Here is a 17001-nt window from a genome sequence, read left to right as displayed (position 1 = left end):
TTTTCATCCTAGTCACTTGGCAGCGGTGCGGGGAGTAACAAGGTGGTCGCGAATCCGGGTACCGGCGGCGTCACCCATCGTCGCGCGCGTCCACGTCCGAAGAACTGCACCTTGCCTGCGGCTGCCAGGGCGTCGAGCGCGCGCTGTACGGTGCGCTGGCTGGCACCAAGCGCCAACGCCAATGCGGAGCTGGACCACGATTCCCCATCGGCCAGACAGGCCAGCACGGCGGCATATGGCTCGTCGACGGGTTGCGCGAGGACGACCACGCTCTGTGCCGCGTGCGGTTGCAGTGCGAATCCGTGCCGGGTCGCCTTGACCGTGCCTAACGCAGCAAGCGCGGTGCGCAAACGTCCGATCTCTACGCGCAGGCGCACGCGGTGCGATTCGTCGGGATGCCGTGTGCGGAACGCCCGGGCGATGAGGGCGTCTCTGGGCACGTCTTCTGGCCACGCTTCGCCCAGTGCGCGCGCCAGCGTGAACAGCACGGGCCGCGTGGCGAGCGGGACGAACGCATCGGTTTGCCGCACGGCGAGCCGGCATGCGTCCACCACGAGCGCGTCTGAAGCAAAGAGGGCTTCGACATCTTCAAGGCGCAGGACACGTTCTTCGCCGCGTGAGATGAGGCGCGCGGCCGGTGCGCTCAGGGCAAGGGCGGCGCGTTCCACTTCAGCGGTGAGCGTCGGGATACCGGCCTGACGCGCCGCGAGATCAGCGTCGGCCAAGGCGGCACGCGCGGCATTCGTCTGCAGGCGCCGCATGGCAATCCCCGCGACGACGAGCGCGTGAGCCGCCCGCAATACCGGCGGAAGACGCGCCGGATTGAGCGCAGCCAGCGCGGCCTCTGCATCGTCCAGGCGGCCGATTAGCAGAAGACGGCGGATGCTGAGATACCGCGCATGCGCAGCGTTGACGTGATCGCCATGGGCCTCCAGCGTGGCGCGTGCCGCGTCGAGGGTTTTGGCGGGCCAGCCAAGATCGCGCGAGGCGAGGGCGACTTCGGCTTCCGCGACGACGCAGCGTGCGCGTGCCAGCGCCTCCCGAGAGCCGAATGCGCGCGCCGCGCGACGCAGCAACAGCTTGGCGCGCGCCAGGTCACCGAGCTGCGCCATTGCGATGCCGCGCAAGGCCAGTGCGGCCGCGTCGTCACGCAGGGCGACGCGGTTCAGTGCTCCGAACGGGTCACCGGCAGCGAGTGCGCGGGCTGCAGCCGTGATCAATGAATCCATTCGAATCCCGCCACACTTGTCACTCCCGCCGTTTGAGGTCGGCGCCTAATCTAGCACACGACCACTCACCCAAAACGGAGGTAAGCATGAGTGCAACACACCCCACAGCAACCCGCGCAAGCTGGCTGGCAGAGCGCATTGAACTGCTCAAGGCCGAGAAGGAACTCACCCGTCGCAGCGATGAGCTCGCACGCCGCCGGCAGGCACTGCCATGGGTGCGCATCGACAAAACCTATCGCTTTGAAACCGAGAACGGCAGCGCCTCGCTGGCCGATCTGTTCGGCGGTCGCTCGCAACTGCTCGTCTATCACTTCATGTTCGGGCCGGACTATAAGGCGGGCTGCCCATCGTGCTCGATGATTGCCGACGGCTTTGACGGTTTCGTCACGCATCTGGCGAATCACGACGTGACGCTGCTGGCAGTGTCGCGGGGGCCGCTGGCCAAGCTGATCGAGTATCGCGAGCGGATGGGCTGGACCTTTCCGTGGGTGTCGTCGGTTGGCAGCGATTTCAACTACGACTTCAACGTCTCGATCTCGGAAGAGCAGCAGCGCGCCGGCAACTCCGACTACAACTACGTGCGCGGCAGCCACGTGATGGATGCATCCGACTTGCCCGAACCTGTGCAGCAGTTCGCCAGCATGTGCGGCACCGACGCGCCCACCTACGTGCGCGACCGGCCTGGCATGAGCGCGTTCGTGCTGGAAGACGGCGTCGTGTACCACACGTATTCGACCTACGCGCGCGGCCTCGATGGCTTGTGGGGTGCATACCAGTGGCTCGATCGCGCGCCGCTGGGCCGCAATGAAACCGGTGTCTGGTGGCGTCGCCATGACGAGTACGCTCAGCAGCGTTGAACTGCCACGCGAGCTAGCAGTGTCCGAGCGCGGCTTCCTGGCCGTCTCGGCATTGCTGTTCATCGGCAGCGCGGCAGCGACGGTGGCATGGTGCACTGCCATGCCCGGCATGGCCGAGATGCCAATGGCCTGGATGCCGATGTGCGGTCAGACGTGGTGGAGCTTTGCCGCGTCCTTCATTTGCATGTGGACGGTGATGATGGTGGCGATGATGCTGCCGTCATTGCTGCCGATGCTGCGGCGGTATCGCGTTGCGCTTCACTTGGCGGGCAAGCCGAATGTTGATGCGCACACCGCGTTGGCAGGCACGGCGTACTTTGCCGTGTGGGGGCTGATCGGCGCGATGGTCTTTGCGCTGGAGGCGGCGGTGGCCGAGCTCGAAATGACATCGCCCGTGCTAGCGCGCGCGTTGCCGGCTGCCGCCGGTGCAGTCGTTCTTGCGGCCGGCGCACTGCAGTTCAGTGCATGGAAGGCGCGGCAGCTTGCAGGGTGCCGAGTGGTGCCCGCGCCGGGCAGTACAGCGTGGCGATATGGCTTACGGCTCGGCATGCGCTGCGCCAGCTCTTGCGCGGGCTTGACGGCAATCCTGCTTGTGATCGGCGTCATGGACTTGCGTGCAATGGCGGCGGTGTCAGCGGCGATTACGCTGGAGCGCCTGGCACCCGACGGAGACCGCGTAGCCCGCTGCATTGGTGCTGTGGCCATCGTGGCGGGGTTGCTCCAGTTGGCCTCCGCCGCGTTGCCATGATCGGCCGTATCGCTTATTGCCGGTCAGGTGTGCTCGGCACTTGCCTTACATCACCGCGCCAAGCTGCCACGGTACGAACTCGTTGTCGCCCAGGCCGTTGAGTTCGCTCTTGGTGTGGTTGCCCGAGGCGGTGGCCAGCATCAGCCGGAACAGCGCCTGGCCGGCTTGTGCAATGCTGAGGCGGCCATCGACGATGCCGCCGCAGTCGTAGTCCATGTCCAGTTCCATGTGCCGGAAGAGCGTGCTGTTGGTGGCCAGCTTCAAGGAGGGCACCGGCTTGCAGCCATAGGTGGACCCTCGGCCCGTTGTGAAGCAGATCAGGTTGGCGCCGCCGGCGACTTGGCCCGTGGCCGAGACAGGGTCGTAGCCGGGCGTGTCCATGAAGACGAGGCCGTGCGCCTGCACCGGCTGGGCGTATTCATACACGGCCATCAGCCCGCTGCTGCCGCCCTTGGCAACCGCGCCGAGCGATTTTTCCAGGATGGTCGTGACGCCGCCGGCCTTGTTGCCGGGCGAAGGGTTGTTGTTCATGTCGGCGCCCAGCGTGCTGGTGTAGTGCTCCCACCAGGCTAGCCGTTGCATCAACGCGTCGGCCACGGCAGACGTCGCAGCGCGCGCAGTCAACAGGTGTTCTGCGCCATAGATCTCGGGCGTTTCGGATAGCACTGCGGTGCCCCCGTGTCGCACCAGCAAATCCACCGCCGCGCCCAGCGCAGGGTTGGCGCTGATGCCGGAGTAGCCGTCCGATCCGCCGCATTGCAGGCCCACCGTCAGGTGGCTTGCCGGGACGGTGCTGCGTTGTGCCCGATTCGCGATCGGCAGCATGTCGCGCAGCATGGTCAAGCCGGCAGCAATCGCCTCACGCGTGCCGCCTTCTTCCTGAATCGTCAGCGATGCGAACAGCCCCGGTGTGCGGGCGCCCAGCATCTGCACAAGCGGTGCCACCTGATTGACTTCGCAACCGAGGCCAACGATCAGCACGCCGGCAAAGTTTGGGTGGTCGGCATAGCCGCGCAGCGTGCGCTGCAGCAGTTCCAGCCCTTCGCCGTTGCCGGCCATCCCGCAGCCGCTGCCGTGCGTGATGGCGACAATGCCATCCACGTTGGGAAACGCGACCACCTCTGCCTGCGCCGCCTGCACGATATGCCGGCACACCGTGGCCGAGCAGTTCACGCTGGAGATGACGCCGATGAAATTGCGCGTGCCGACGCGGCCATCTGCCCGCACGTACCCTTCGAACATGGCGGGCGTGTCGACCGGCACGGTGGCGCGATACGCGTGGCCCACCGTGTGCTCGGCGGCGGAGTTGGCCATGCCGACGTTGTGTACGTGAACGTGTTCACCCATGCGGATGGGCGCCGTGGCCACGCCGATGACTTGCCCATACTTGTGCACCGGTTGCCCCGCTGCAATATCGCGCAACGCGACCTTGTGGCCAGCGGGAATGGCATCGCGGGTGGTCAACCCCGCGTCGAGTGCCGCGCCGGGCGCCAGCGCAACACGCGCGACGGCCACGTCGTCGTCGGGGGCAAGAAGGATGAGGGATGCGTCGGACATGGTGCTTTGCAGGTTCAATTCGGATTGGCCAGCGCGGCGTTCAGGCGTGGCTGGGCGAGGTGCAAGCCCAACTGCCGCGTCAGCGCGACGATGGGCGCGAGGCGCCGCAGCTTCTTCTGCGCATGGTTCTGCGCGATATCGGCGAGGCGGTGGGCAAGATAGGGGTTCAACAGCCGTTCGCGCAGCAAGACGAGATAGGCCTCGGCGGCTTCGCGCTTGTGCAGGGCGGCGAATACAGGAACGATCTCGTCGCGCCACAGCGCTTCCAGCTCCGGCCGCAGGCGTGGGTCTTCCATGGCCTGCGCGACAGTCAGATCGGCGGGATGCGCATCTTCGCGCCAACGCTCGGCCAGAAAGGTGTGGCCCGCGTTGAGCAGAAAGAGCTTGAGCCGCTCGTGGTGATCCAGTTCATCCGTCAGCACGATGGCCGGATGCGTGCATGGCAGCACCAGCCCGGGGCGGCGCTCGATGGCCCACAGCGCGTACGGTTCCGCCACGGCGCCCACGGGGTGCAATGCCTCGGAGACGATGCGGTCTACGAGCGAGTTGGCCCACACGCAATGCGTGCGCAGCCAATCGATGAACGCGGCGGGCAGCGCCCATTGCTGTGCCAGCGCGCAGACCGTTGCGCAGAGCGTGTCGCCGTTGCGCTCGATCAGTTCGCACGGAAACAGCGACAGCGGTGCCTGCGGCTGTCGCAGCCAGCGGCCGAGCAGCAGCGCCACCAGTTTGGCAGGGAAGCTGCGTGGCACGCGCGATGGCTGCTGCATCAAGCTGGCATCATCGCGCGGGTCGAGCTGGTAGCCCTGGTCGGCCGTGTTCGACACCACGACCTGCACGTGTGTTGCCATGGCCTCGCGCAGCTGTTCCCAGTCGGACTCGGCCCGAAGGGCGCGCTGCACGGCGCGGCAGGTGACGGTCTGGTCGATGGGTGTACCGTCTCGTAAGCCGCGAATGCGCACCGGATAACCCTCACCGCCTGCAAGCGCCGCCACACGCGCTGCGCTGGCCGGGTTGGATGTGGTCTGCACGACGGTTATCCCGCCCAGTGCTTGTCCTGCATCGAGCGCTTCCGACACGAGCAAGTCGACGTGCGCCTGCAGGAAGCGGCTGGTGCCGAACTGGAGGATCGGCTCGGTCATGCGCTCAGCACTCCACGATGGCTTTCACCACGCCGGCGGCGGGGTCGAGCAGCATCTTGAAGTGTTCGGGCACGTCCGCCAGCGCCATGCGGTGCGTGTTCAGCGCGGTCGGAATCTTGCCCGCACGCATGGCGTCGAGCACGGTTTCAAAATCTTCGGTGGTGGCGTTGCGGCTGGCGAGCAGCGTGGTCTCGCGTTTGTGGAATTCCGGATCGGAGAACGAGATGTTCGCCGCCACCACCGAGATCAGCACATACGTGCCGGCATGCGCAACAAAGCGCAAGCCGCGCTCCATGGCTTTCGGATTGCCCGTGGCATCGAAGACGACGTCATAAAACTCATTGGCCGTGAGCGCACTGAGTTGCGCTTCGTCGGTATCGCCCAGCGCAACGCTGGCGTCCATACCAAGTCGCTCCATCGCAAAGGCGAGGCGATCCGCACGGGAGTCCAGCGCCGTGACCGTCGCGCCGCGCAGCTTGGCGAAGATCATGGCCGCCATGCCGATCGGGCCGGCGCCTACCACCAGCACGCGCTGCCCAGCGCGCACCTGCGCACGACGCACCGCGTGCGCCCCAATGGCCAGGAATTCCACCATCGCGGCCTGATCCAGGCTCACGCCGTCCGCCTTGTGCACGAAGGCTTGCGGCACGCTCAGGTATTCAGTGAACGCCCCGTCGCGATGCACACCCAGTACCTGGATGTTGACGCAGCAGTTTGTCCGGCCCTGGCGGCACGCCACGCAGTGCCCGCACGACAGGTAGGGCATCACGTACACCACGTCGCCCTTGGCAAGCGCGCTGCCGGGCGGTGCCTGTTCGACGATGCCCGACAGTTCATGCCCCATCACGCGCGGGTAATTGAGGTAAGGCTGGTTGCCCGTAAAGATGTGCAGGTCGGTACCGCACACCCCCACGCGTTTGACGCGCAGCAGTACCTCACCGTCGGCGGGGCTGGGGACCGGCCGGTCCTGTGCAACCAGGGCGCCTGGTGTTTCGCACACGACGGTCAGCATGATGTGGCTCCGCCCGAAGTGGCGTCGCCAGTCTCCGCTTGACGGAGCCGTTGAAGAAGTTGCGTATGGGCGCGTGGCGATGGCAAACAGTGGGTCACCTTCCGGTCTCCTTGAGTGGATGAGGTGAGGTTTGATTGCGCGCGTGCACTGCACCAAGTTGAAGGAATCAATTCGCACATCTTGGGCAACTGGTCATGCCAAACAGGCCTCACCTATTGGTCAGACCAATTTAACATCTTGCGGGAAAATCCTTGATGGGGGAAACCCTGATGCTGAAAATCCCTTATTTTCAAGGGGAAAAGGCGAGGCGGCCTGAAATTTGGTCAGACCGCATTGGGCGGGAGCGATGGAGGCGGGGAGGGAAGGATTGCGCGGCTGCGGGCGGGCCGCGCATCGGGTGAGGGCGGCTACTGTGCGCTGTCTTGCTGAATGGCGCCCGCGATCCAGCGTTCTTCCGACGCCTTTAAGTGCGCGCGCATGGCGGTTTGCGCCGCGATGGGATCGCCCGCCTGCAACGCCTTCAGAATCTCTTCGTGTTCGTGCACCGCCGCATGCCAGCTTGATTCGCCCTCTGCATGGTCGCGGATGGCCATGGCCAGCGGGTCATGGCGACTATCGAACAGCTCGGCCACGAATCGGCTGAGGACCGAATTGCCGGCGGTCTCGGCAATCAGCATGTGGAACTGGCGGTCGGCATCGGTGGGCGACTTCCCCCCCGATGCAAGTTTCTTCATGCGGTCGATGGTGCGCTGGAGCTTGTCGAGCGTGGCCGCCGTCAGGCGCCCCGTGGCGAGCGTGATCACGTCGCCTTCAAGAACGGCCCGGGCTTGCATCAGTTCGGAAGGGCTTTCGCCCAGCGACGGAATGGCCGCATTCTCGCTCGCCGCGCTTGCGTCTTGAACGTACACACCGGAACCCATGCGGATCTCAACCTGGCCGCCAATCTCCAGGGCGATCAATGCCTCGCGCAGCGACGGGCGCGATACGCCCAGCGTCTGCGCCAGTTCGCGCTCGGGAGGCAAGCGTGTGCCCGGTCCGAGCTTTTCCTGTTGGATCAGCGCGAGAATCTGCGCGGCTACAGATTGGTAAAGCCGCTTTGGCTCTGTCTGCTTCATTGTGGTGTGTTTTTTGGCGCGGGCGTTGCCGCGCATGGATGTGCTTCGAGTCTAGCATGGGCACCGCCAGCCGTTGTCTAGACTGGTGTCAGCAACACTTCAGGGTTTGCACTAGTGGTCAGGCAGGTACGTTATAAGTGATATTGGTTTGACCAAAAAATGCTTGGCTTGCTCGAATCGCTCCAAACTGGACTTACCAGTGCGTCGAGCGGAAGATCAGAGCCTCGCAACACAACGGAGACCACGATGAGCAGTGCTGATGCCGTGCCCACGCACGTAAGCAGCTCCAGATCGTCGATGTTGCAAGAGATTCTTTGCTTGCAGCGCATCGGCAAACGCTTTCCCGGCGTCGTTGCGCTGGATGGTGTGGATCTGGATCTGCGCGTGGGCGAAGTCCATGCCGTCTGCGGCGAGAACGGTGCCGGCAAATCCACCCTGATGAAGATCATCAGCGGCCAGTACACCGCAGACGATGGCGTCATCTCGTACCGGGGTGAAGCGGTGCGGTTTGCGTCGACATCCGAGGCGCAGGCGGCCGGCATTGCGATCATCCATCAGGAGCTGAATCTCGTGCCGCATCTGTCGGTGGCAGAGAACATCTTCCTGGCGCGCGAGCCCAAGCGCGGCCCGTTCATTGATTACCGCAAGCTCAACACTAACGCACGGAGCTATCTGCAGCGGATCGGTCTGGCCGTCGAGCCGACCACGCTGGTCAGCGCGCTGTCGATCGCGCAGCAACAGATGGTGGAGATTGCCAAGGCGCTCTCGCTCAACGCGCGTGTGCTGATCATGGACGAGCCCACGTCTTCGCTCACGGAATCCGAAACTGTTCAGCTGTTTCGCATCATCAAGGAGTTGCGCGCCGATGGCGTGGCGATTCTCTACATCTCGCACCGACTGGATGAGATGGCCGAGATCGTCGATCGCGTGACGGTGCTCCGTGACGGCCGCCATATCGCCACGAGCGATTTCGCTTCCACCAGTGTTAACGAGATCGTCGCGCGGATGGTCGGCCGCTCACTGGACGATGTCTTTCCCGCGCGCAAATCGGTACCGACCGACGAGGTGTTGTTGCGCGTGAACGCACTGAGCCGCGCAGGCGTCTTCGGCCCGGTGTCGTTCGAGCTGCGCAAGGGCGAGATTCTCGGTTTTGCCGGCTTGATGGGCGCGGGGCGCACGGAGGTGGCGCGTGCCATTTTCGGAGCGGAACGGCTCGATTCCGGATCGATCAAGCTGGGCGACACGCCGGTCACGATCCGCTCCCCGCGCGAGGCCATCCGGCAAGGCATTGCCTACCTGTCAGAAGACAGAAAGAAGGACGGTCTGGCGTTGTCGATGCCGGTGGCCGTGAATATCACCCTGGCCAATGTCCGGGCGATTTCATCGCATGGCTTTCTGCGCTTTTCCGAAGAGACCGCCGTGGCGCAGCGCTACGTGCGCGAGCTGAACATCCGCACGCCGTCTGTCGGGCAGACGGTGCGCAATCTCTCAGGCGGCAATCAACAGAAGATCGTGATCGGCAAATGGCTGTATCGCGGTTCGCGCATCCTGTTTTTCGATGAGCCGACGCGGGGCATCGACGTCGGCGCCAAGTACGCGATTTATGGGCTGATGGACGAACTCGCCGCCGACGGTGTCGGTGTCGTGTTGATCAGCTCGGAGCTGCCGGAACTGCTGGGCATGACAGATCGAATTGCCGTCTTTCATGAAGGCCGCATTACCGCAGTCCTGGAAACACGGAAGACAAACCAGGAAGAAATTCTGCATTACGCATCAGGAAGAACACATGCTTGAAATGACATCAGATCAGCCGCAGGCCGTGAAAAAGCAGAGCAAGCAACACCATCGGGACCTGATCCAAAAGTTTGCAGCGCTCGGTAGCCTGGTGGCACTTGTGATTGCGTTTTCCGCAACCAGCGCGGCCTTCTTTTCGGTCGGCAACTTCATGACCGTCGCACTGCAGGTCACGTCGATTGCCTACCTGGGCGTCGCCGCCACGTGCGTGATCATCACCGGTGGCATCGACTTGTCGGTGGGCTCGGTGCTGGCGCTCTCTGGCGTGGTGGCGGCCTTGCTCGTCAAGATGGGCGTACCTGTTCCGATTGCCATGCTGGCCGGCGTGCTGGTTGGCGGCGTGTGCGGATGGGTCAACGGCATCTGTATCACCAGGATGGGCCTGCCGCCCTTTATTGCCACGCTGGGCATGATGCTGGTGGCGCGCGGCGTGGCCCTGCAGATCACGGGCGCCCGTCCTGTCTCAGGCCTGGGAGATGCTTTCGGCGAACTCGGCAACGGCGCACTGTTCCGCATATCGCACATCGGGGCAGACGGCTTTCCGGACACGGTCTTCCCCGGCATTCCTTACCCGGTGGTGATCATGCTTGCGCTGTTCATCGCTGTCTCCGTGCTGCTCTCACGCACTTCACTGGGTCGCCACATCTATGCAGTCGGCTCGAACGCCGAAGCAGCTCGCTTGTCGGGTGTAAATGTGCAAGGCGTGAAGCTGTTCACGTATGTGCTATCGGGCTTGCTGGCAGGGATGGCCGGGTGCGTGCTGATGTCTCGCCTCGTGACCGCACAACCGAACGAGGGCGTGATGTACGAACTTGATGCGATTGCCAGCGCCGTCATCGGCGGGACGTCGCTGATGGGCGGTGTCGGAACGGTCTCGGGCACGGCCATTGGCGCGTTCGTGATCGGCGTGTTGCGCAACGGGCTCAACATGAACGGCGTATCGAGTTTTATCCAGCAGATCATCATCGGCGTGGTCATCCTTGGCACCGTCTGGATCGATCAGCTCAGAAACCGCAAGTTGTGAGTCGAGAAGTTCAAACCAAAACCAAGGAGTGAGACATGAAGAAGTTTTCCGTACTGGCGGTGGTTGCAGCAACGTGTGCACTGTTCTCTGCCTATGCGCAGGCGGCAGGCGGTGAAATTGCCGTGATCGTGAAATCGGCAAATTCCAACTACTGGCAGAACGTTCAGAAGGGCGCGACGGCCGCCATGGGCAACGCGAAGGGCTACACGATGACCTTCCAGGGGCCGGCAGCAGAATCGGCCATTGCCGACGAAGTGAACATGGTCGAGAACGCGGTCAACCGGCATGTCGCGGGCATTGTCCTCGCGCCGTCAGACCCGGATGCGCTGGTGCCGGCGATGAAGAAGGCATGGGAAGCGCACATCCCGGTGGTGCTGATCGACTCGATGGTGTCCGATTCAGGCAAGCAGTATTACCAGTCGTTCCTGTCGACCGATAACGCGAAGGCGGGTGAGTTGTGCGCGAAGGCGATGATCGAGGCCGTCGGCCAGACCGGCAAGATCGCGATCATGTCTTATGTGCCGGGCGCGGGGTCCGAAATCGGCCGCGTGGGCGGCTTCAAGAAATACATCGAGGCGCATTCGAAGCTGCAGATCGTTGGGCCGTTCTACTCGCAATCGCAAATGGCAACGGCGCTGAACCAGACGACGGACGTGCTGGCCGCCAATCCCGATCTGAAGGGCATCTTTGGTGCGAACGAACCAACGGCGGTCGGGATGGGGCGCGCGCTGCAGCAGTCGGGCAAGAGCGGCAAGGTGGCGGCCATCGGCTTTGATGGCAACCAGGACCTGCAGGGCTTCGTGCGCGACGGCACGATCCGCGCAATCGCCGTCCAAAGCTCGTACCAGATGGGCTACAAGGGCATCGAAACGGTCGTCAGCGTGATCGAGAAGAAGCCCGTACAGAAGCAGGTCGACACGGGCGTGATGATGGTCAACAAGCAGAACCTCGATTCGCCTGAGGCCAAGAACGTCCTGTACTGACGATTCATCGCAACAAGGGGCATGGCGGAGCGTCGTTCGCCGCCATGCCGGCTGAATCCCTTTCCTGAACGGCGCAGTGTTTTAACTCCATTGCCGGAATGGGCCACCGCCAACGTGGCCCGCGCCGGAACGCAGACGCAATGAGACTCCAAGGAAAACGCATCCTCGTGACGGCGGCTGGGCAGGGTATTGGCCGGGCGAGCGCGATGATGTTTGCAAGAGAGGGCGCGCAGGTGCTCGCCACCGATATCAATGCAGAGGCGTTGGCCACGCTGGCGGAGACCGCCGGCGTCCGCACCTTGCGCCTGGACGTGACGGACGCCAATGCCGTTGCCATCCTGGCACACGAAGAAGCTGCTTTCGATGCGCTGTTCAACTGCGCGGGCTTCGTGCACCCCGGCAGCATCCTCGAATGTTCGGAGGACGACTGGGCGTTCTCGTGGCAGCTCAACGTGACATCGATGTACCGCCTGACGCGTGCGCTGTTGCCGAAGATGCTGGACAACGGCGGCGCGTCGATCATCAACATGGCCTCTGCCGCATCAAGCGTGAAGGGCGTGCCGAACCGCTTCGTGTATGGCACGACCAAGGCCGCTGTCATCGGGATGACCAAGGCGATTGCCGCCGACTTTGTGGCGCGCGGCATTCGCTGCAACGCCATCTGCCCGGGCACGGTGGAGTCTCCCTCGCTCGAGCAGCGCATTGACACGCAAGCGCAGGAACAGAACGTGCCGATCGACACCGTCCGCGCAGCCTTCGTTGCGCGCCAGCCGATGGGCCGCGTCGGCACGACAGACGAGATCGCCGCGCTGGCGACCTACCTGGCTTCGGATGAGTCCCGCTTCACGACCGGCACTTGCTGCGTGATCGACGGCGGCTGGTCCAACTGATTGGTTTGTTTGATTGCAGTCCACAAAGACAACACGATGAAACTCCTCCGCTACGGCCCCAAGGGCCAGGAAAAGCCCGGCCTGCTCGATGCACAAGGGCAAGTGCGCGACCTGTCCGCCGTGATTGACGACATCGGCGGCGCTGCGCTGCTGCCCGAGAGCCTGGCTCACCTGCGCACGCTGGACATCAGCCGCCTGCCCATCGTCGATGGCACGCCGCAAGCGGGCCTGCGCCTGGGCGCCTGCGTGGGCAACGTGGGCAAGTTCATCTGCATCGGGCTGAACTACTCCGACCATGCTGCTGAAACTGGCGCCGAAGTGCCGGCCGAGCCGGTCGTCTTCGGCAAATGGACCAGCGCCATCTGCGGCCCGGACGATGACGTTGAAATACCGCGTGGCTCGGTGAAGACCGATTGGGAAGTCGAGCTTGGCGTGGTGATCGGCAAGGGCGGCCGGTACATCAGCGAGGCGGATGCGCTCGCGCACGTGGCGGGCTACTGCGTCATCAACGATGTGTCGGAGCGCGAATACCAGCTCGAGCGCGGCGGCACGTGGGACAAGGGCAAGGGCTGCGACACCTTCGGCCCCATCGGCCCGTGGCTGGTCACCGCAGACGAGGTGCCCAACCCGCAAGCGCTGCATCTGTGGCTGGAGGTGGACGGGCATCGCTACCAGAACGGATCGACGTCGACCATGGTGTTTGGCGTGGCGCATCTGGTGAGCTACCTGAGCCGCTTCATGAGCCTGCAACCGGGCGATGTGATTTCCACCGGCACCCCGCCGGGCGTGGGGCTAGGGCAGAAGCCGCCGGTCTATCTGCGCGCCGGCCAGACCATGCGCCTGGGCATCCAGGGCTTGGGCGAGCAGTGCCAGCGCACGGTGAACGCGCAAGGCTGAAGGGCACGCATTCCGCAATCCCGAACACGATACTCATGACCATCATCCGATCCCTGCGCGTGCTGGACGTACGCTTTCCGACTTCCCAGCATCTCGATGGCTCCGACGCGATGAATCCGGACCCGGATTACTCCGCGGCCTACGTGATCCTGGAGACTGACCAGCCGGGCCTGGAAGGCCACGGCCTGACCTTCACCATCGGGCGCGGCAACGAGGTGTGCTGCGCTGCCATCGAGGCGATGCGTCATCTGGTGGAAGGGCTGGATCTCGACTGGATTCGTGAAGACATGGGCCGCTTCTGGCGCCACGTCACGTCCGACAGCCAGTTGCGCTGGATCGGCCCGGACAAGGGCGCCATCCATCTGGCGACGGGCGCCGTCGTCAATGCAGCGTGGGATCTGTGGGCCAAGGCCGAAGGCAAGCCGCTGTGGCGCCTGGTGGCCGATCTCACACCGGAAGCGTTCGTGCGCTGCATCGACTTCCGCTATATCACCGACGGCATCACGCCCGAAGAAGCGCTCGACCTGCTGCGCAAGCAGGCGCCCGGCAAGGCCGACCGCATTCGCACGCTGGAGCAGGAAGGCTACCCGTGCTACACCACGTCCGCCGGCTGGCTTGGCTATGACGACGACAAGCTGCGCCGCCTCTGCCGCGAGGCCGTCGACAGCGGTTTCCGCCATATCAAGCTCAAGGTCGGACGCGATCTGAAGGACGACATTCGCCGCGTCTCGATCGCGCGCGAAGTGCTCGGGCCGGACCGCGAGCTGATGATCGATGCCAACCAGGTCTGGGAGGTCAAGGAGGCCATCGACTGGGTGCGCGAACTCGGTTTCGCCAAGCCGTGGTTCATTGAAGAGCCGACCAGCCCGGACGATGTGGAAGGCCATCGCAAGGTTCGCGAAGCCGTTGCCCCCGTCAAGGTGGCGACCGGCGAGATGTGCCAGAACCGCATTCTCTTCAAGCAGTTCATCATGCGCGGCGCCATCGATGTCGTGCAGATCGACGCGTGCCGGCTGGGCGGTGTGAACGAGATCCTGGCTGTGTTGCTGCTGGCCGCCAAGTACGGCTTGCCGGTGTGCCCGCATGCCGGCGGCGTGGGCCTGTGCGAGTACGTGCAGCACCTGTCGATGATCGACTACATCTGCGTGTCGGGCACGCGCGAAGGCCGCGTGGTCGAGTACGTCGACCACCTGCACGAGCACTTTGTCGACCCCTGCGTGGTACGCAACGCCGCCTATCTGCCGCCGCAGGCACCGGGTTTCTCCATCACGATGAAACCGGCATCGCTCGAGCAGTACCGCTTCCGAGGCTGATGCGATGACGGTACCTGCGCTGCCCGTGCCACGAATAGACGCGCACCAGCATTTCTGGCGCTATCAACCCGAGGCGTATTCCTGGATCGGCCCCGGCATGGAAGCTCTGGCCGAAGACCGCCTGCCTGCCAACTTGCTGCCCGAACTGCGCGCGCAACGCCTGGACGCTGCGATTGCCGTGCAGGCGCGCAGGGTGCGTGAGGAGACGGATTTTCTGCTGGGCCTCGCCGCTGCGCACGACTGGATTGTCGGCGTGGTCGGCTGGGAAGACTTGCATGCCGCCGATCTTGAGGCTCGCCTCGAAGCCAGGAGCGGTGAGCACAAACTGGTCGGCTTCCGGCACACCGTGCAGGACGAACCGGACGTTGCCGCATTTCTATTGGACCCGGCGTTCGAACAAGGCGTCGCTTTGTTGCAGCTCTGGGGCTACACGTACGACGTGCTGGTGTTTGGCCACCAACTGGAGCCCGCCGTGGATTTCTGCGGCCGGCACGATCGTCACTTGCTGGTGCTGGATCACCTGGGCAAGCCGCCGCTTGAAGCGTTCGAGCGTGATGCGCAGGCGCTGGCAAGGTGGCGGGCTGCGCTTGCGCCACTTAAGGACATGCCGCACGTCGCCTGCAAGCTTTCCGGCCTGCTGACTGAAGCCGACTGGCGAAAAGGCGTGACCGTGCGCGACGTTCAGCACGCGCGCCAATGCCTTGACGTGGCACTCGACGTGTTCGGTCCCAACCGCGTGATGTTTGGGTCGGATTGGCCTGTGTGCCAATTGGCGGCGTCATACGGCACGGTGTACGACGTGCTGCATGTCTGGGCCGAAGAGCGACTGAGCGCCACTGAACGCGCCGACCTCTGGGGTGGCACCGCCGCCCGCTGCTACAACCTGCAACTCAAGGCTTGAACCATGGATTTGCATCTGCAAGACAAAGTCGTAATCGTCACGGGCGGCGCAGCCGGCATTGGCGCGGCCATTTCGCTGCAATTGGCGGCCGAAGGGGCCATCCCCGTCATCTGTGGCAAGAGCCCGATGGCGCCGGCGTTTGAAGCCGAGCTGATGCGCCGGCAGCCGAAGGCGCGCTTCTTCCAGTTCGACCTGGAAGATGAGGTCGATTGCCGCGGCATGGTGGACGAAACCGTGCGCGAGTTCGGACATATCGATGGTCTTGTCAACAACGCCGGCATCAACGACAGCGTTGGGCTGGACGCGGGCCGGGACGCCTTCGTGCGCTCGCTTGAGAAGAACCTGATCCATTACTACGTCATGGCACATCTGTGCCTGCCGCACCTGAAAGCGAGCCGAGGGGCCATCGTCAATATCTCGTCGAAAACGGCGTTGACGGGGCAAGGCAATACGAGCGGGTACACCGCCGCGAAGGGTGCACAGCTGTCGCTCACTCGGGAATGGGCGGCATCGCTGGCGCCGGATGGCGTGCGCGTCAACGCGGTCATTCCGGCGGAGGTACTGACGCCGCTGTATGAACGCTGGATTGCCACGTTCGACAACCCCGATGCCAAGCTCGCAGCAATTACGTCGAAGATCCCGCTCGGTCATCGCATGACCACCGCCGACGAGATTGCCAGTACCACGGTCTTCCTGCTCTCTGCGCAGGCCTCCCACACGACGGGGCAGTGGGTATTTGTCGATGGTGGCTATACGCACCTCGACCGTGCCCTGACGTGAGGTTGCCATGCGCTACTGCCTCGCTCTGGATCTGAAAGACGACGCGGCGCTCATCGCCACGTACGAAGCCCACCATCAACGCATCTGGCCGGAAGTCGCCCGCCACCTGCGCGTGCACGGCGTGATCGGCATGGAGATCTATCGCCTGGGAACCCGCATGGTGATGCTGATGGATACCGACGACGCCATCTACGACGCCGAGCGCATGGCGCTTGCCACCGACACGGACCCGAAGATCCGCGAATGGGAAGCGCTGATGTGGCAGTTTCAGGCGCCCACCCCCTGGACGCCCGCGGGGCAGAAGTGGATACCGATGAGCCGCATTTTCGATTTGCAACAGCAACCGCAGTAGCAGCAATTCCGGCCGTGGCCGGCATGACACCAGAGAGAGGAGATGACAATGAAGAAACGGGTAACTTGGCCGCTGTGCGCGGCAATCGTGTGCGCGGCCGCTGGCGCCGCGCATGCACAAACCAACGTCACGCTGTACGGCCGCGTCGCCAGCGGCATCGACTACCAGAACAACGTCGCCCCCACCGCGACCTCCCCGGGCGGCAGCCTCTGGCGCGCCGCCGACAACCAGTGGGGGACCAGCATGTTCGGGTTCATGGGCAAGGAGGATCTGGGCGGTGGCCTGCAGGCGGTCTTCCGGCTGGAGTCCGGCTTTGGCGCGGCGCAAGGCAAAACCAACGGTGACGCGCTGTTTAATCGCCGTTCGTACGTCGGCCTGTCCAGCCCGACCTGGGGCACGTTGACGGC

At 64.1% G+C, this 17001-nt stretch carries 17 protein-coding genes; 12 read left to right on the top strand and 5 right to left on the bottom strand.

Annotated elements, in window-relative coordinates; translation table 11 throughout:
- Positions 1–8: 8 nt before the first annotated feature.
- Entirely contained in the window at positions 9–1229 is a 1221-nt protein-coding gene (locus DOD19_RS07560; protein ID WP_112184947.1) for a helix-turn-helix domain-containing protein, read from the bottom strand.
- An 86-nt stretch (positions 1230–1315) separates the two neighbouring features.
- On the opposite strand from DOD19_RS07560, the gene DOD19_RS07555 reads away from it, so the two are divergent.
- Positions 1316–2086: a DUF899 domain-containing protein gene (locus DOD19_RS07555; RefSeq protein WP_024975757.1), complete on the top strand. Its 771-nt coding sequence runs from the start codon at positions 1316–1318 to the stop codon at positions 2084–2086.
- Positions 2061–2834 carry a DUF2182 domain-containing protein gene (locus tag DOD19_RS07550; protein ID WP_112184945.1) on the top strand — a complete coding sequence of 258 codons (774 nt, stop codon included), beginning with the start codon at positions 2061–2063 and terminating at the stop codon, positions 2832–2834. Before DOD19_RS07555 ends, DOD19_RS07550 begins: the two co-directional genes overlap by 26 nt.
- A gap of 45 nt (positions 2835–2879) precedes the next feature.
- Here the strand turns inward: DOD19_RS07550 and DOD19_RS07545 are convergent, their stop codons facing one another.
- The 4 genes from DOD19_RS07545 to DOD19_RS07530 all read right to left on the bottom strand — a co-directional run bounded on the left by DOD19_RS07545 (position 2880) and on the right by DOD19_RS07530 (position 7660).
- Complete coding sequence (locus DOD19_RS07545) at positions 2880–4391, bottom strand: altronate dehydratase family protein (protein WP_112185971.1); 1512 nt, start codon at positions 4389–4391, stop codon at positions 2880–2882.
- 14 nt (positions 4392–4405) lie between these two features.
- Positions 4406–5533 (bottom strand): mannitol dehydrogenase family protein, encoded by a 1128-nt coding sequence (locus DOD19_RS07540; RefSeq protein ID WP_112184943.1) that lies wholly within the window; start codon positions 5531–5533, stop codon positions 4406–4408.
- A 4-nt stretch (positions 5534–5537) separates the two neighbouring features.
- Positions 5538–6545 (bottom strand): zinc-binding alcohol dehydrogenase family protein, encoded by a 1008-nt coding sequence (locus DOD19_RS07535; protein ID WP_112184941.1) that lies wholly within the window; start codon positions 6543–6545, stop codon positions 5538–5540.
- A 407-nt stretch (positions 6546–6952) separates the two neighbouring features.
- Positions 6953–7660, bottom strand: a complete 708-nt coding sequence (locus DOD19_RS07530) for a FadR/GntR family transcriptional regulator (protein ID WP_024975752.1) — start codon at positions 7658–7660, stop codon at positions 6953–6955.
- A 297-nt stretch (positions 7661–7957) separates the two neighbouring features.
- Between DOD19_RS07530 and DOD19_RS07525 the strand changes: the two genes are divergently transcribed.
- The 10 genes from DOD19_RS07525 to DOD19_RS07485 all read left to right on the top strand — a co-directional run.
- On the top strand, positions 7958–9454 hold the full coding sequence (locus tag DOD19_RS07525) for a sugar ABC transporter ATP-binding protein (RefSeq protein ID WP_235193160.1): 1497 nt from the start codon (positions 7958–7960) through the stop codon (positions 9452–9454).
- Positions 9447–10478, top strand: a complete 1032-nt coding sequence (locus DOD19_RS07520; protein ID WP_024975750.1) for an ABC transporter permease — start codon at positions 9447–9449, stop codon at positions 10476–10478. Before DOD19_RS07525 ends, DOD19_RS07520 begins: the two co-directional genes overlap by 8 nt.
- Before the next feature lie 35 nt (positions 10479–10513).
- Entirely contained in the window at positions 10514–11461 is a 948-nt protein-coding gene (locus tag DOD19_RS07515) for an ABC transporter substrate-binding protein (RefSeq protein WP_092970486.1), read from the top strand.
- A 140-nt stretch (positions 11462–11601) separates the two neighbouring features.
- Positions 11602–12351, top strand: a complete 750-nt coding sequence (locus DOD19_RS07510; protein WP_112184939.1) for an SDR family oxidoreductase — start codon at positions 11602–11604, stop codon at positions 12349–12351.
- Between the two features lie 36 nt (positions 12352–12387).
- Positions 12388–13248: a fumarylacetoacetate hydrolase family protein gene (locus tag DOD19_RS07505; protein ID WP_024975747.1), complete on the top strand. Its 861-nt coding sequence runs from the start codon at positions 12388–12390 to the stop codon at positions 13246–13248.
- Between the two features lie 35 nt (positions 13249–13283).
- Complete coding sequence (locus DOD19_RS07500) at positions 13284–14561, top strand: L-fuconate dehydratase (RefSeq protein ID WP_024975746.1); 1278 nt, start codon at positions 13284–13286, stop codon at positions 14559–14561.
- Between the two features lie 19 nt (positions 14562–14580).
- Positions 14581–15462, top strand: coding sequence for an amidohydrolase family protein (locus DOD19_RS27705; RefSeq protein WP_204360055.1), 882 nt, complete (start codon positions 14581–14583; stop codon positions 15460–15462).
- Positions 15463–15465: 3 nt separating this feature from the next.
- On the top strand, positions 15466–16242 hold the full coding sequence (locus DOD19_RS27700; protein ID WP_024975744.1) for an SDR family oxidoreductase: 777 nt from the start codon (positions 15466–15468) through the stop codon (positions 16240–16242).
- A gap of 7 nt (positions 16243–16249) precedes the next feature.
- Positions 16250–16594, top strand: coding sequence for an L-rhamnose mutarotase (locus tag DOD19_RS07490; protein WP_112184937.1), 345 nt, complete (start codon positions 16250–16252; stop codon positions 16592–16594).
- 48 nt (positions 16595–16642) lie between these two features.
- On the top strand, positions 16643–17001 hold a 359-nt coding region (locus tag DOD19_RS07485; RefSeq protein WP_162634358.1), incomplete at its 3' end, for a porin.

The organism is Ralstonia sp. GX3-BWBA (assembly GCF_003290055.1).
In the GTDB taxonomy this organism is placed as follows: Bacteria; Pseudomonadota; Gammaproteobacteria; order Burkholderiales; family Burkholderiaceae; genus Ralstonia; species Ralstonia holmesii.
Note: the sequence above shows the minus strand (reverse complement) of the source record. Positions and strands in the feature narration are given on the sequence as shown.

Coding starts and splice junctions, on each gene's coding strand:
- DOD19_RS07560 (WP_112184947.1), bottom strand. CDS start 1,229: ATGGATTCATTGATCACGGCTGCAGCCCGCGCACTCGCTGCCGGTGAC.
- DOD19_RS07555 (WP_024975757.1), top strand. CDS start 1,316: ATGAGTGCAACACACCCCACAGCAACCCGCGCAAGCTGGCTGGCAGAG.
- DOD19_RS07550 (WP_112184945.1), top strand. CDS start 2,061: ATGACGAGTACGCTCAGCAGCGTTGAACTGCCACGCGAGCTAGCAGTG.
- DOD19_RS07545 (WP_112185971.1), bottom strand. CDS start 4,391: ATGTCCGACGCATCCCTCATCCTTCTTGCCCCCGACGACGACGTGGCC.
- DOD19_RS07540 (WP_112184943.1), bottom strand. CDS start 5,533: ATGACCGAGCCGATCCTCCAGTTCGGCACCAGCCGCTTCCTGCAGGCG.
- DOD19_RS07535 (WP_112184941.1), bottom strand. CDS start 6,545: ATGCTGACCGTCGTGTGCGAAACACCAGGCGCCCTGGTTGCACAGGAC.
- DOD19_RS07530 (WP_024975752.1), bottom strand. CDS start 7,660: ATGAAGCAGACAGAGCCAAAGCGGCTTTACCAATCTGTAGCCGCGCAG.
- DOD19_RS07525 (WP_235193160.1), top strand. CDS start 7,958: ATGTTGCAAGAGATTCTTTGCTTGCAGCGCATCGGCAAACGCTTTCCC.
- DOD19_RS07520 (WP_024975750.1), top strand. CDS start 9,447: ATGCTTGAAATGACATCAGATCAGCCGCAGGCCGTGAAAAAGCAGAGC.
- DOD19_RS07515 (WP_092970486.1), top strand. CDS start 10,514: ATGAAGAAGTTTTCCGTACTGGCGGTGGTTGCAGCAACGTGTGCACTG.
- DOD19_RS07510 (WP_112184939.1), top strand. CDS start 11,602: ATGAGACTCCAAGGAAAACGCATCCTCGTGACGGCGGCTGGGCAGGGT.
- DOD19_RS07505 (WP_024975747.1), top strand. CDS start 12,388: ATGAAACTCCTCCGCTACGGCCCCAAGGGCCAGGAAAAGCCCGGCCTG.
- DOD19_RS07500 (WP_024975746.1), top strand. CDS start 13,284: ATGACCATCATCCGATCCCTGCGCGTGCTGGACGTACGCTTTCCGACT.
- DOD19_RS27700 (WP_024975744.1), top strand. CDS start 15,466: ATGGATTTGCATCTGCAAGACAAAGTCGTAATCGTCACGGGCGGCGCA.
- DOD19_RS07490 (WP_112184937.1), top strand. CDS start 16,250: ATGCGCTACTGCCTCGCTCTGGATCTGAAAGACGACGCGGCGCTCATC.